The following is a 13,034-nucleotide window of genomic DNA, read 5'->3' as shown; positions in this document are numbered from 1 at the left end:
GGTCCCCGGTGTACTGCGGAATCTGATCGGGCTTGAGCTCGATCTTCATCGCTCCTGGACCCCCGCCTTCGTCGGGTCCACATCCACCGCACCCAGCGCCTTGCGCTGGGACTCGGCGGCCATCTCCAGATCCCCGTTGGTGTAGGCGGTGGTGGCATCCACCGCCCCGTTCAGGGACTTGCCCGCCCGCATCGCGATGAACTTCAGATCATTGATGGTGTGCTCGGAGAACTGCGACAACGCCAGCGCCACCAGACCCCCGCCCGGCTTCTCCCCCTTACCACCACCGCCGCCCTGGGCCTCGCCCTCGGCGGCAATGGTGCCCGCACTGGTCGCCGCGGACTGCAGATGCTCCCCGTACGCCTTGGTATGCGTCTCGATCTTCCCGGCGAACTCACCGGTCGTCTTCAGCACACCCGAAATGCCCTGCGGATCCAGATCCCAGCCCGCCATGCGCTACCCCTGCTCCCCGTTGCCCGACCACACCCACCAAAGCGGGTCAGCCGATGTTGTCCACCGCGGACTTCGCCTTGGACAGCGTGTGCTGCGCCGTCCCGTCGTTCTTCTCCAGCGTCGTCCTCAACAGCTGAATAATGTTCTTGACCTCCTGCGAGGCCCGATTCCAGCGCAGCTCCTTGCCGTGGTACTCATCCGCCACGCCATCGGCGGTGAAATCCGCCATCGCCGCCTTCACCTGACCGTCCCGCGCGGTAATCACCTGCTCCAACCGCGCAATCACCGTCTGGATATTGCCCTGCGCATCCGCCGACGCACCCGTGTCGTACGAACGACGATCCTGACCCGCAGCACCCATCAACACTCACTCCCCGTGAAATTTCCATCAGCTCGACGTCCCGGCTGCCGGGGCCCGTCGAAGGATCGAAGAATCAACGGCCCGTCGTCAGTGGTGCGAGCGGGCCGGATTCCCTGTGGCTCAGCGGCCGCCGAATCGGGCCGCGTCGAAATTGGCCGACGACATCTGCTGGCGGGCGTTGTCGCCGTGCTCCTGGTCACCCGAGCTGAACGCCGAGTCCATGCCCTTCTGGCCGCCGAGGATTCCCGAGAGCGAGCTCTGCAGCGAGGACGCGATCTCGTCGGAGCGGGCCTTGAACTGGTCGAAGGCCGCCTTGCCGGAGCCGTTGAACTTGCCCTCCAGAGGGGCAGCGGCATCCACGAGCTGGCGGATCAGCCCTCCGAGGTCCTCGCTCGATCCCCGCGACTTCGTCTGCAGGGTCGACAGCACCTGCGAACCCATGTCGAACTTCATCTGGCTCCCCCTGCCGGGCTGGACGGCTACATAAGCGGAGTCATGTCTATCAAGCCGTTATGGGCGGTGCAATCGAGGGTAGGGGGGCGTAGCACACCCGTGACACGGCCGCTGCCGCCACGAAAGTACCTAATGAGGACATGTGCGGAGTTAATGGCTGCGCGCATTCGTGTGCCGCTCGGGACGGTGCCTCCGGCGCGTAACCGGAACTTCATCGCGGTGGACGGAATGCCCCCGGTGTGCCGTGGTGCCCCTGACGAGTCCGCCCCTCCCGTGCCCCTGACGAGTCCGCCCCTGACGAGTCCGCCCCTCCTGTGAGGCGCCGTCTGTGGCATCTCCCGAGGGGCGCCGTCCGTGCGGCACGGTCGCCGCGTTTCTCGGCTGGTGGGCGGCATAGATTCGGGGAATGGAGATCCTCAGTGTGAATGTCGGGGTGGCGAAGGTGGTCGAGTACACCGATGCGCCGTCGGGGACGACAGGTATCGACAAGCGGCCGGTGAGCGGGCCCGTGCGGGTGGCGGCGCCCGGGCCGGCAGGGGTCGGGGCGAGCGGGGTGGCCGGGGACGCGGTCTGCGACCTGCGGTTCCACGGGGGTGACGACCGGGCCGTCTACGCGTTCGCCCGCGAGGAACTGGACGACTGGGAGCAGGAGTTGGGGCGGCCGCTCGTCGACGGGGCGTTCGGCGAGAACCTCACCACGGCGGGCATGAACCTGCGCGACGCGCTCGTCGGCGAGCGGTGGCGGATCGGGGACGAGGTCGTGCTGGAGGTGACGGGCGGCCGGATTCCGTGCCGTACGTTCGCCGGCTGGCTCGGCGAGAAGGGCTGGCTGCGGCGGTTCACGCTCGCGGGCTCGCCGGGGGTGATGCTGCGCGTCGTACGGCCCGGGGAGTTCCGGGCCGGGGACGCGGTCGAGGTGGTGGACCGGCCCGAGCACGACGTGACCGTCGGGCGGCTGTTCCGCGCCGTGACGACCGAGCGCAGGACGCTGCCGGACATGCTGGCCGCCGCGCCGTGGATGGAGCGCGAGCAGCTGGAGATCGCCCGCAAGTACGCGGCGAAGTACGGGGTCGGGGGAGAGGAAGGGTGAGAGGACGGGTGTGAGGACGGGTGCGAGGGGCGCGGAAATGGGGCTGTGGGCGGCGGAGTTGAGCTGAGCTGCGCATGGTGCGCGTGCGGTGCGTAGGGCAGACTGGTGAGCGGTCTGATCGGTGCTCGTGCTGGTGCGTGTGCGCTGATGACATGTGTTTTCGGGGGATCTCACGGTGAACCGCGTTCTGTCCGTCCTGCTGGCCGGCAGCTCTGCCGCGGCCCAGGCCGGCTTTTTGTTCGGGTTCGTGCCGGTGTGCCGCCGGGTCCTGGCGGTCCAGGACCTCTGTCTCACCGGGCAGGCCAGATTGCTCGGCCTGGATGCCGTCGGGTTCGTCGTACGCGACCCCGACCATGTCGGCGGGTGGCTGCCTCAGCTCCTCTTCGTCGTGGTCTGCGCCGTGCTGACCTATGCCGTACTGCGGACCGCGCCGGGGCTGCGGCCGCGGTGGGGGACGTGCCTGGCGCTGCTCGGAGCCGTGCTGCTGGCCGCGGGGGTCGCCGACCTGACCGGACCGGTCCTGCATCCGCTGGAGTGGACGTACCTGCCCACGTCCCATGACCAGCTGGTGCTGGCCCGGCAGGCGGGCGGCTCGGGCGTGGCCGCGCAGTTCGCCCTCTCGTTCGCCTGGATGCCGCTTCTGACGTGGGCGGAGCTGTGGATCCTGCGGCGCTGGGCGCCGGTACGGGAACTGCTGCGGGTGACCGGCGAAAACGGAGACGAAGAGCCGGTGGCGCAGGTGCCCGGCACCCGCCGTGAGCGCTGGGAGGCGGTGTTCGCGGCGCTCATTCCGGCGGTGCTGCTGGCGGTCGCGGGCGGTCCCGTCCTGCGGCACGTGAACGTCCGCCGGCTGGAACAGGAGCCCGCCCTCACCTTCGACCCCGAACTCTGGCTGCCGTACCGGCCGCCGGAACTGGCGGACGACTGGAGCGGGATCCTCTACCCGGCGCTGCGGCTGCGCCCCCTGCGGACCGAGACCACCACCGGATGGCTGGCGACGCTCCTGATCTGCCTCGTGCTGCTGGTGGTGCTGACGGCGGCGCTGCGTGCCGTGGTGCGGCGCGCCGACGCCCGCCGCCCGCTGCGCCTCTTCATGCGGTGCTGGTACGCGACGCTGCTCGCCGCGTTGGCGGCCGCCGTCGTGGAGGGCGCCGTCGTGGGCGGCAAGGACGAGGACGGCGCACTGCCGTGGTGGCTGGCTCCGCGGCAGGAATCGACGGACGCCGTCACGTCGTTCGACCTGGCCATCGGTGACGCCGTCCGGTTCGGCACGGCGTGGGGCTGGGCCACGGGCGCCGCGTGCCTGGTGGCCGTTCTGGTGATGAGACGTCGGGGGCACGGTACGGAGCCGGCCCCGGAGGAGGTACGAACCGGCCATGCCCAGTAACCGACCGGCGGCCCGGAGGAACGGGAACGGGGCCCTGACCCGGGCCAGCGTCCGCCGCGGTGGCCGGCCCCGGCCCGCCCCCGAGGAGAGCCCGAGCCGGCTGCGCTTTCTGCGCAGCCCCGCCACCTGGCTGGCCGGGATCCTGCTGAGCGTGGCGGCCGTGACGTTCCAGGACGTGCTGGTCGGCGCGGCGAAGTCGGTGTTCTCGCTCGACCGGCTGCCGGACCGGATCTCACCGGAGGGCGCCATCGACGTCGTCGAGGTGCAGAACGTCAAGGAGAACGGCACGTACGTGATCCGTGGCGGCAAGGGCGACGGTGCCGCGGCGGCGCCGGTGCCCAGTACGCCGGACTGGTGGAAGAAGGCGGACATCGTCGACGTCGGGGACTCCGAGTGGATGGTCACCCTGGAGGGCCGCGCCGCCCAGCAGGTGCGGATCACCGACATCGTGCCCGAGGTGGAGGGCGGACGGTGCACGGCGCCGCTCGGCGGCACGCTCGTACTCAGCCCGAGCCAGGGCGAGGCGGACGTCATCCCGCTGGAGGTGGCCGTCGACTCGCCGACGCCCAGGATGATGACGACCACCACGAGCGCCAAGGGCGTCGACAAGAGCGAGGCGTACTTCACCGGCCCGCACGCCAAGCACATCACGCTCAAGCAGAACGAGAGCGAGGCGTTCCTGATCCACGCCACGTCGAAGCAGGGCCACTGCCGCTGGCGGTACCGGATCCACTACCAGGTGGCCGGCGCCCCGGCGGAGATGGTCCTCAGCCGCCCGGGCAACAAGCCCTTCGAGATCACCGGCGAGCTGCCGCGCGGCGCCGGGTACCGCGCCGTCCACTTCCCGCCCTTCCTCTGCCCCGGCGTGAAGCAGCAGGACAGGTGGCTCACGGCGACCGGCGAGGCGTACGCCCGCGCCCGGAGCGCGGGGAAGCACGAACCCTGCCCCAAGAAGGGCGATTGACCGGAGAGGGGGACTTGAGCGGGCGTCAGGACTTCGCTGCCCGGGAGGAGGCGGAGCGGGTGGCGGAAACGGGGCGAGTAGCGGAAGCGGAAGAACCCGCGGAGCCCGCCGCCCTGCGTCCCGCCGACGGGCGCAGCCGGTTCATGACGCTCATGTACGAGGCGGGGAAGAGGCGGGCGAGCACGTCGGGGACGACGGCGGAGGGGGCGATGAGGAGGCGGGGGCGGCGGGTGCGGACGGCGGCCAGGATCTGCTCGGCCGCCTTGTCGGCGGGGTAGGTCAGCAGCTTCGCGAAGCTCTCCTTGCCCGCGCGGATCTCGGCCTCGGTGGTTCCGGCGGCCACCCGGGCGGTCTCGGCGATACGGGTGCGGATGCCGCCGGGGTGGACGGTGGTGACGCCGGTGGCGCGGTCGGCGAGCTCGTGGCGGAGCGCTTCGCTGAAGCCGCGCAGGGCGAACTTGCTGGCCGCGTACGCCGACTGGCCGGGCGGCGCGATCAGCCCGAACAGGCTGGAGAGGTTGACGATGTGGCTGCCGGGCGTGCGCAGCAGGTGCGGGAGGAAGAGGCGGGTGAGGGCCACCGGAGCGCGGAAGTTGACGGCCATGACCCAGTCGAACTCCTCGGCCGTCAGCTGCTCGAACCGGCCGCCGAGCGCCACCCCCGCGTTGTTGATGAGCAGGGTGATCCGCGGGTGCGCCGCGGTGATGCGGGCGACCAGGGCGTCCAGGCCCGCGGTGTCGGCGAGGTCGGCCACGTGCGTGTCGACGGGCAGGGCCGGGTGGTCCTTGCGTATCCGGTCGGCGACGGTGGCCAGCCGGTCGGCGTCCCGGTCGATGAGGACGAGGCCGCTGCCGCGCGCGGCGAGGCCGTAGGCCATGTGCTCGCCCATTCCGCTCGCCGCGCCGGTCAGGACCGCGGTGCCGCCGGCGAACCGGTAGGGGGCGAGAGCTGCGGGCATGGGCTCCTCCAAGGGGCTCGGCGGCCGTGCGGCCGGCGGCGGGGCGGTCCCCGGGCGGCACCAGTCTGCCCGGGGAGGGCGGCACCGTACTTGACCTTGCGCGACAGACGCTTACCCCTGCGCGACAGACGCCTGTCCCCGGTCGGCAGCTGCCGCGCCGCCGCCCCGGCGTACGGCCGTCGGCGACACTCCCCACCAGCGGCGGCAGCACCGGCTCAGGGCCGACTGTTCGGAGAGGCCGAGGAGGGCGGCGATCTGGGTCATGGGGAGGGCGGTGCCGGTGAGGTAGTGGCGGGCCGCCTGGCGGCGTACGTCGTCGAGGATCGCCGCGTACGTCGTGCCTTCCTCGCGCAGCCGGCGCTGCAGGGTGCGCGGGTGGATGCTGAGCAGGCGGGCGACCGCGCCGATGTCGGGCGGGGCCGTGCCCAGCGAATGCTGCACCGCGCCGCGGACCCGGGGGACGAGGCTGGCCCGCTCCTCCGGCGCCCGTTCCGCGAGGAAGGCCAGGGCGAGCTGGCGCAGGTGTTCGTCGCCGCCCGCGAGCGGCCGACCGCCGAGGCTCCTCGGTACGCGGAGGAGGGCGGCGGGGCGGCCGACGCGTACGGGGGCGCCGAAGAATTCCTCGTAGGCGGCGAGGGGCGCGGCGGGGCGGTAGGGGAGTTCGACGGTGCGCAGGCCGTACGGGCCGTCGACGAGGAACTGGATGGCGCGGTGGAGGAAGCCGAGGCCCAGGTCGGTGCCCTGGACGGGGGCCGGGAGGCCGGGGTGCGGGCCGTAGCGCAGCGCGGCGATGCCGGGCGCGTCGTACGGGTCGGGTTCGAGGCTGAGGCTGAGGGCCTGCGCGTGGACGAAGAGATAGCGCGAGGTGCATTCGAGGGCGTCGGCGACGGTGGGGGAGTTCTGGATGGCCAGGGCCAGCGCGCCCAGCATGCCGAAATCCTGCCGGGACGCGACGCGGAGCCCGAGGTCGGGGCGGTCCAGCGCGGCGGCGGCGAGCTCCAGGACCTCGGTCACGGCGAGATCGTCGACCAGCAGGTCGTCGGTGTCCAGCGCCGCGACGGGCAGGCCGGCGGCCGTGGCGTACTCCTCGGCGTTGCCGCCCAGCTCGGCGACGGTCGCCCGGAAGCCGCGCAGCCCCGCCGACCTGATCACCGACATGCCGGCCCGATCACGGGTGCGCCGCCCTGATCGCTGACATGTCGTTCAGGGGCAGGGAAAGGGGCAGAGGCATGTCGTTCAGGGTCAAATACGTGTCGTGTGAAGTCAAGAATGCCGCCGGGCGCGTTCCGCAGACTATGACCATGACGACTTCCGCAGGCTCGCAGCCGACCTCCGAGCGCCCGTCCGACGGGCGCCCGCTCCCCGAGCACCTCGACGTCGTGATCGTCGGCGCCGGCCTCTCCGGCGTCGGCGCCGCCTACCGGCTGCGGACCGAATGTCCCGGCCGGTCGTACGCGCTCCTGGAGGCCCGCGACTCCATGGGCGGGACCTGGGATCTCTTCCGGTACCCGGGCATCCGCTCGGACTCGGACATGTTCACCCTCGGCTATCCCTTCAAGCCGTGGCGGGACGCGAAGTCCATCGCCGACGGGTCCTCGATCCTGCGGTACATCAAGGAGACGGCCGCCGAGTTCGGCATCGACCGGCACATCCACTACCGCACGAAGGTGGTCTCGGCGGACTGGTCGACCGAGGACGCGCGGTGGACACTGACCGTCGAGCGGCGACCGGAGGGAGCGCCGGGAGAGCCGGTACGCACCACTCTGACCTGCGACTTCCTGTACTCCTGTGCGGGGTACTACGACTACGAGCGGGGGCACGCGCCGGAGTTCCCCGGCATCGAGAGCTACACCGGGACCGTCGTGCACCCGCAGTTCTGGCCCGAGGACCTGGACTACGCGGGCAAGCGCGTCGTCGTCATCGGCAGCGGGGCCACCGCTGTCACGCTCGTGCCCGCGATGGCCGGGCGCGCCGACCGGGTCACGATGCTGCAGCGCACACCGACGTGGATCAGCGCCGTACCGGGCCGGGACCGGATCGCCGACAAGCTGCGGAGCGCGCTGCCGGCGGGCGTGGCGCACCGCGCCGTCCGCACCAAGAACATCCTCTTCGGCATCGGCTTCTACCAGTTCTGCCGACGCCGCCCGCAGGCCGCACGGAAGCTGCTGACCCGCCTGAACACCCGGGTCCTGAAGGACGAGCAGGCGGTGCGGGACCACTTCACACCGTCGTACGACCCCTGGGACCAGCGGCTGTGCGCGGTGCCGGACGCCGACCTCTTCAAGGCGCTGAAGCAGGGCCGGGCCGAGGTCGTCACCGACCACATCGAGAGCTTCGTGCCCGAAGGCATCCGGCTGAAGTCGGGCAAGGTGCTGGAGGCGGACGTGGTCGTCACCGCCACCGGGCTGCAGCTGCTCGCCTTCGGTGGTATCGCGCCGCGGGTCGACGGGCGGCCGGTCGAGCTGTCGCGGCAGTTCGTGTGGCGCGGCGCGATGATGACCGGCGTGCCCAACTTCGCCGTCTGCATCGGCTACACCAACGCCTCCTGGACGCTCCGCGCCGACCTCACCTCGCGGCTGGTGTGCAAGGTCCTGAACTTCATGGACCGCAACGACTACGCGGCCGTGGTGCCCGAACCGGGCCGGCCGCTCGCCGAACGCCCGCTCCTCGACCTCGCCGCCGGGTACGTCAAGCGCTCCATCGACGCCTTCCCGCGCCAGGGCGACCGGGGGCCGTGGAAGGTACGCCAGAACTACGTGCTCGACGCCGCCACGACGATGCGCACCAACCTCCGGCGCTCGCTGAAGCCCACGCCCCGCGCGGCGGTGCGCGGCCGGCCGCAGGCGCCGGGCCGAGCGCCGGGGCACGCGCCGGGCCGGCCGCAGGCGCACACGCGGGCGGAGGCCGCCAAGTGACCGCCGCCGACGCGACATACGTGGACGTCGCCGGGCACCCCGTCCGGGTACGCGTCAGCGGCCCGGCCGACGGCCCGCCGGTCGTGCTGCTGCACGGCATCGCCCGCAGCCTGGAGGACTGGCAGCTCACCCACGACCTGCTCGCCGCGCGCGGGTACCGGGTCCTCAGCACCGACCTGCCCGGCTTCGGGCTGACCCGCCGCATGCCGGGCCGCGCCGGGCTCACCGCCTTCGCGCGGGCCGTGGTCGGGGTACTGGACACGCTGGACGAGCGGCGGCCCGTACACCTGATGGGCAACTCCCTCGGCGGCGCGGTCGCCATGACCGTCGCCGCGGAGCACCCCGGCCGGGTGGCCACCCTCGTGCTCGCCAACAGCGCCGGTTTCGGACGCGAGGCCAACCTCTCGCTGGGCTCGATGGGGTACGCGGTGCTGGCCGCGCTGCCCGGGGTCGGCAGGCGGTTCCGGGGACGGGCGAGGGCGGCCGGTGTCCAGGTCAACCGGGACCTCTTCCACGACCCCCGGCACGCCACCGAGGAGCTGATCCGGCACGCGGGAAAGGTCGGCGGGCAGCCGGACTTCCGGGGCACGTTCGTCGCCACGCTGCTGAGCCTGGGCGTGCCCGTCCTCGGGACGTACCCCGGCTGGCGCCGCGCCCTGCTGGCACGGACGGCGGCCGCCCGGGTGCCCACGCTGGTCGTCTGGGGGGACGCGGACAAGGTGCTGCCGGTCAAGCACTTCCACGCAGCGGTCGCCGCGCTGCCGCACGCCCGCAGCCATCTTTTCCCGGCCACGGGGCACATGCCACAGATCGAACGGGCGGCGGACTTCGCCGCGCTGGCGGCGGGGTTCCTGGACTCCGCGGCGGGCCGCACGAAGGATGGCGCCGAGGACGCCGCCGGCACCGGGGCCGCACCCGTGGCGGGGGCGCCGGACGAGGCCCGGTGAGAGGCACGGCGAAGGGATGACGTGACGGATGGCGGGGACGCGGCGGACGGTCTCGGAGGCACCGGCCCAGGAGGCCGCACCGGTCCCCGCCCCGCTGCGCGCCCGGTACGCGGTCACCCGCTCCGTGGTTGCCGGCCGCCCGGTCCTGCGGCTCACCCCGCGCCGCGGTGCCACCGGCCGGCACCTGCTCTACACGCACGGCGGCGCGTACGCCTTCCCGCTGCAGGAGGCCCACTGGTGGCTCCTCCAGCACGCCGCCAAGGACACCGGCGTCACCCTCACCGTCCCGCTCTACCGCCTCGCGCCCGAGGGCGACGCGCGGCAGGCGTACGCCCTGCTGCGCGCGGTCTACGAGGGCCTGTGCGCCGAGGCGGGGCCCGGCGCCGTCACGCTCGGGGGCGACTCGGCCGGCGGCGGGCTCGCGCTCGGCCAGGCACTCACATACCGGGACACGGGCGCCGGCCGGCCCCGCCAGGTGCTGCTGTTCTCGCCGTGGCTGGACCTCACCATGTCGCATCCCGCGCTGCCCACCCTCGAACCACTCGACCCGCTGCTGCGCACCGGGGACCTGATCGAGGCGGGGCGGCTGTGGGCGAACGGCACCGATCCGCGCGACCCGCTGCTCAGTCCCCAGTTCGCCGACCTGGCCGGGCTCCCTCCGGTGCACGTCTTCCAGGGCGGCCGGGACCTCTTCGCCGCCGACGCGCGGCTGCTGGCCGAGCGGCTGGCGGCGGCCGGGAACGGCGGAACGTTCACCTTCGAGCCGGAGGGCGAGCACGTGTATGTGAGCGCCGTGTGGACGCGCGCGTCGCGCAGCTCGCTCGCGACGGTGCGGCGACTGCTGCGGGACGGCTCGGCGGACTCCTGACGTACGGTCGGCTCGCGCATTGATACGAGGTCCCGGCCGGTCCGTTCGGTAGAACTGACAGAGAGTCAGTTGGCTGGAAGTCGCCTCTCGGGGGCGAGTGTTACCCGCGGTACAACGACGGAATGAGTTTTCCGAAACTGACGCGCAGAACGGTTCTGGCAGGTCTGGGAAGCGTGCCGCTGGCCACGGGCATCGCCGGCGCGGCGCCGCGGCCGGAGGCACCGCCGAGACCCGGCGACGGCGGGCGCGGCACCCTCCTGCGCGGCGCCGACCTCGTGCTCACCATGGACCCGGACGTGGGGGACGGCGAGCTGGGCGCCCTGGAGAACGCGGACGTGCTGATGCGCGGCGGCCGGCTCGCCGCGGTGGGCCACGGGCTGACGGCACCGGCGGGCGCCCGGGTGATCGACGCGCGCGGCAGCCTCGTCCTGCCCGGCTTCGTCGACCTGCACAACCACCTGTGGCAGTCCAGCATCCGCGGCGGCTGCGCCGACCAGGACCTGAACGGCTGGCTGGCCGCCTGCAACCGCGCCACCCTCCCGAAGATCGACCCCGCGGACATGTACCGCTTCGTCCACCTCGCCGCCCTGGACGCACTCCAGGCCGGTGTCACCACCCTCGTCGACTGGGTGCACGCCATCCCGTACGACACCAGCGAGCAGTACGTACGGGCGCTGGACGACACCGGCCTGCGCTTCGTGTACGCGATGACCCAGAACGCCGGCACCATCGACCTGATACCCCGGGTGAAGAAGGAGCTGCTGGACCCGCTGCCGCTGGCCTCCGCGCAGGTCTCGGTGCACGCGGGCATGCGGGCCGTACCGGAGCTGCGCCGCTTCCGGGAGGTCGCCGACGACCTCGGCACCATGCTCAACTCCCACGTCCTGGAACACCGTGACGACCGCGCCGACGACCCGATCCGCTCGCTCCGCGAGGCGGATGCCTTCGGCCCCCGGCTGCTGATGAACCACGCGATCCACCTCACGGACGAGGAGATCGCGCTCACCGCCGACCACGACGTACGGGTGGCGCACTGCCCGCTCAGCAACATGCGGCTGGCCTCCGGCATCATGCCGCTGCCCGCGATGCACCGGCGCGGGATCCGGGCCGGACTCGGCCACGACGGCGGGACCAACGACACCTCCGACATGTTCAACGTGATGAAGGCAGCGGTCGGGCTGCAGCGGGCCCGGCACGAGGACGCGGAGATCCACCCCACGATCCCGGCCGTGCTGCGGATGGCGACGCTGGGCGGCGCCGAGTGCATCGGGATGGCCGACACGGTCGGCTCCCTGACGCCCGGCAAGCGCGCCGACGTCCTCGTCCTCGACCCCGGCACCCTCAACTTCGCGCCCCGCTTCGACTGGGTCAGCCAGATCGTCCTCAACGGCCAGCCGCCGAACGTCTCGTACGTCTTCGTCGACGGGCAGCCGCGCAAGGCACGCGGCGAGCTGGTCGGCGTCGATACCGAAGCGGTCGTCCGGGAGGCGGAACGCGCCGCGAACCACGTCCGCGCGGCCACGTGACGCCGGACTGCCTCGAACCGCGTCCGCGCGGTCACGTGACGCAGGACTTGAGTCTCCAGCCGCGGGAGACTCCAGGGTGTGGACATGAACGACGACACCCTCCTGGGCATCGGTGAGCTGTCCCGGCTGACCGGTCTGAGCGTGAAGACCATCCGGTTCTGGTCCGATGCCGGAGTGGTGCCGCCGACCGACCGCACCCCGCCGGCTACCGCCTCCAGCGAGCGGCGCCCGGTCGGCGGGGCCCCGTTCAGCGGGGGAAGACCTCGAAGGTGATGGCCGGGTGGTCGCCCGCCGTTCCGAGCAGCTGCTCGATGAAGTGACGGGCGTAGGACTCCGGGCCCTCCGCCCCGCTGTTGAGGCCCTCGATGTACGCGCGGTGCTCGGCGAGCGAGGCGATGGCGCGCTCGATGCCGGGGCCGACCTCGACGGCGTGCGTGGGGTGCGGTGAGCTCGCCACCGCCACCCGGCGCACGCCGTTCCAGGGCGCGAGCCCGTGCTCCTCGAACAGTTCGGGGAAGATCCAGCGGTTGCCCGCGTCGCCCGGCGCGTCCAGGACGGCCCGCCCGACCACCCGGTGGTCGGGCGTGTTCCAGTGCACCCCGCCCCAGGTGTCGTGGTGGTTGATGGTGAGCAGCAGTTCCGGGCGGTGCCGGCGGATCGCCGCCGCCAGGTCGCGGCGGAGCGGCAGCCCGGCCTCGATGACGCCGTCGGGGTGGTGCAGGAACTCCACGTTCTGCACGCCGACCGCCGCCGCGCTCGCCCGCTGCTCGGCCTCCCGGACCACCGCGCACTCGTCCGGGCCGATCCCGTCGATGCCCGCCTCGCCATGGGTGACCAGCAGGTACGTGACCTCGCGGCCGGCGTCCGTCCACTCGGCGACCGCCGCGGCCGCGCCGTATTCGAGGTCGTCGGGGTGGGCGACGATCGCCAGGGCGCGCTCCCAGTCGTCGGGCAGCGGGGTGAGGCCGGCCGGTCCGGAGGAGGTGGGTTCGGGTGCGGGCACGGGGGCTCCTTTCCCGGGACGGCGCACGTGTGCGCCGGCTCCCTGAACGGCGTGCCGACGGGCGGCGTACGCCTCCGCCGATCCTCCCACGGGGCCCCGGGGAGATGGC

Annotated in this window: 14 protein-coding genes; 8 read left to right on the top strand and 6 right to left on the bottom strand. The window is 72.6% G+C overall.

The features are described from left to right. Window positions 1-45: 45 nt before the first annotated feature. The 3 genes from ACZ6WH_RS34500 to ACZ6WH_RS34490 all read right to left on the bottom strand — a co-directional run bounded on the left by ACZ6WH_RS34500 (window position 46) and on the right by ACZ6WH_RS34490 (window position 1,267). Window positions 46-453, bottom strand: coding sequence for a DUF6507 family protein (locus tag ACZ6WH_RS34500; protein ID WP_469733464.1), 408 nt, complete (start codon window positions 451-453; stop codon window positions 46-48). Window positions 454-499: 46 nt separating this feature from the next. Continuing rightward, window positions 500-814 (bottom strand): pore-forming ESAT-6 family protein, encoded by a 315-nt coding sequence (locus ACZ6WH_RS34495; protein WP_432858421.1) that lies wholly within the window; start codon window positions 812-814, stop codon window positions 500-502. 120 nt (window positions 815-934) lie between these two features. Continuing rightward, window positions 935-1,267 carry a hypothetical protein gene (locus ACZ6WH_RS34490; RefSeq protein ID WP_399718038.1) on the bottom strand — a complete coding sequence of 111 codons (333 nt, stop codon included), beginning with the start codon at window positions 1,265-1,267 and terminating at the stop codon, window positions 935-937. Window positions 1,268-1,673: 406 nt separating this feature from the next. On the opposite strand from ACZ6WH_RS34490, the gene ACZ6WH_RS34485 reads away from it, so the two are divergent. The 3 genes from ACZ6WH_RS34485 to ACZ6WH_RS34475 all read left to right on the top strand — a co-directional run bounded on the left by ACZ6WH_RS34485 (window position 1,674) and on the right by ACZ6WH_RS34475 (window position 4,708). After that, a complete protein-coding gene (locus ACZ6WH_RS34485) occupies window positions 1,674-2,357 on the top strand; it encodes an MOSC domain-containing protein (protein ID WP_469733463.1) in 684 nt (227 codons plus the stop codon). A 175-nt stretch (window positions 2,358-2,532) separates the two neighbouring features. Next, window positions 2,533-3,744, top strand: a complete 1,212-nt coding sequence (locus tag ACZ6WH_RS34480; RefSeq protein ID WP_469733462.1) for a hypothetical protein — start codon at window positions 2,533-2,535, stop codon at window positions 3,742-3,744. Further along, window positions 3,734-4,708 (top strand): hypothetical protein, encoded by a 975-nt coding sequence (locus tag ACZ6WH_RS34475; protein ID WP_469733461.1) that lies wholly within the window; start codon window positions 3,734-3,736, stop codon window positions 4,706-4,708. The genes ACZ6WH_RS34480 and ACZ6WH_RS34475 overlap by 11 nt, the downstream gene beginning before the upstream one ends. 25 nt (window positions 4,709-4,733) lie before the next feature. Here the strand turns inward: ACZ6WH_RS34475 and ACZ6WH_RS34470 are convergent, their stop codons facing one another. Further along, window positions 4,734-5,666, bottom strand: a complete 933-nt coding sequence (locus tag ACZ6WH_RS34470; RefSeq protein ID WP_469733460.1) for an SDR family NAD(P)-dependent oxidoreductase — start codon at window positions 5,664-5,666, stop codon at window positions 4,734-4,736. Window positions 5,667-5,777: 111 nt separating this feature from the next. Then, on the bottom strand, window positions 5,778-6,824 hold the full coding sequence (locus tag ACZ6WH_RS34465; protein ID WP_469733459.1) for an AraC family transcriptional regulator: 1,047 nt from the start codon (window positions 6,822-6,824) through the stop codon (window positions 5,778-5,780). Window positions 6,825-6,967: 143 nt separating this feature from the next. Between ACZ6WH_RS34465 and ACZ6WH_RS34460 the strand changes: the two genes are divergently transcribed. From ACZ6WH_RS34460 to ACZ6WH_RS34440, 5 genes are all read left to right on the top strand, one after another. After that, entirely contained in the window at window positions 6,968-8,581 is a 1,614-nt protein-coding gene (locus ACZ6WH_RS34460) for a flavin-containing monooxygenase (RefSeq protein WP_469733458.1), read from the top strand. Then, window positions 8,578-9,528, top strand: a complete 951-nt coding sequence (locus ACZ6WH_RS34455; protein WP_469733456.1) for an alpha/beta fold hydrolase — start codon at window positions 8,578-8,580, stop codon at window positions 9,526-9,528. The genes ACZ6WH_RS34460 and ACZ6WH_RS34455 overlap by 4 nt, the downstream gene beginning before the upstream one ends. 28 nt (window positions 9,529-9,556) lie before the next feature. Next, on the top strand, window positions 9,557-10,396 hold the full coding sequence (locus tag ACZ6WH_RS34450; protein ID WP_469733454.1) for an alpha/beta hydrolase fold domain-containing protein: 840 nt from the start codon (window positions 9,557-9,559) through the stop codon (window positions 10,394-10,396). A gap of 122 nt (window positions 10,397-10,518) precedes the next feature. Beyond that, window positions 10,519-11,922: an amidohydrolase family protein gene (locus ACZ6WH_RS34445; protein ID WP_469733452.1), complete on the top strand. Its 1,404-nt coding sequence runs from the start codon at window positions 10,519-10,521 to the stop codon at window positions 11,920-11,922. 84 nt (window positions 11,923-12,006) lie between these two features. Then, on the top strand, window positions 12,007-12,195 hold the full coding sequence (locus ACZ6WH_RS34440) for a helix-turn-helix domain-containing protein (RefSeq protein WP_469733450.1): 189 nt from the start codon (window positions 12,007-12,009) through the stop codon (window positions 12,193-12,195). Here the strand turns inward: ACZ6WH_RS34440 and ACZ6WH_RS34435 are convergent. After that, the gene (locus tag ACZ6WH_RS34435; RefSeq protein WP_469733448.1) at window positions 12,170-12,925 is read right to left on the bottom strand and encodes a PIG-L deacetylase family protein; all 756 of its coding nucleotides are present in this window, start codon (window positions 12,923-12,925) and stop codon (window positions 12,170-12,172) included. The two genes, ACZ6WH_RS34440 and ACZ6WH_RS34435, sit on opposite strands and share 26 nt — an antisense overlap. Window positions 12,926-13,034 lie beyond the last annotated feature (109 nt).

It is taken from the genome of Streptomyces sp. NPDC050806 (assembly GCF_055586425.1).
The sequence above is the reverse complement of the archived record's forward strand: the minus strand, read 5'-3'. Positions and strand labels throughout refer to the sequence as shown.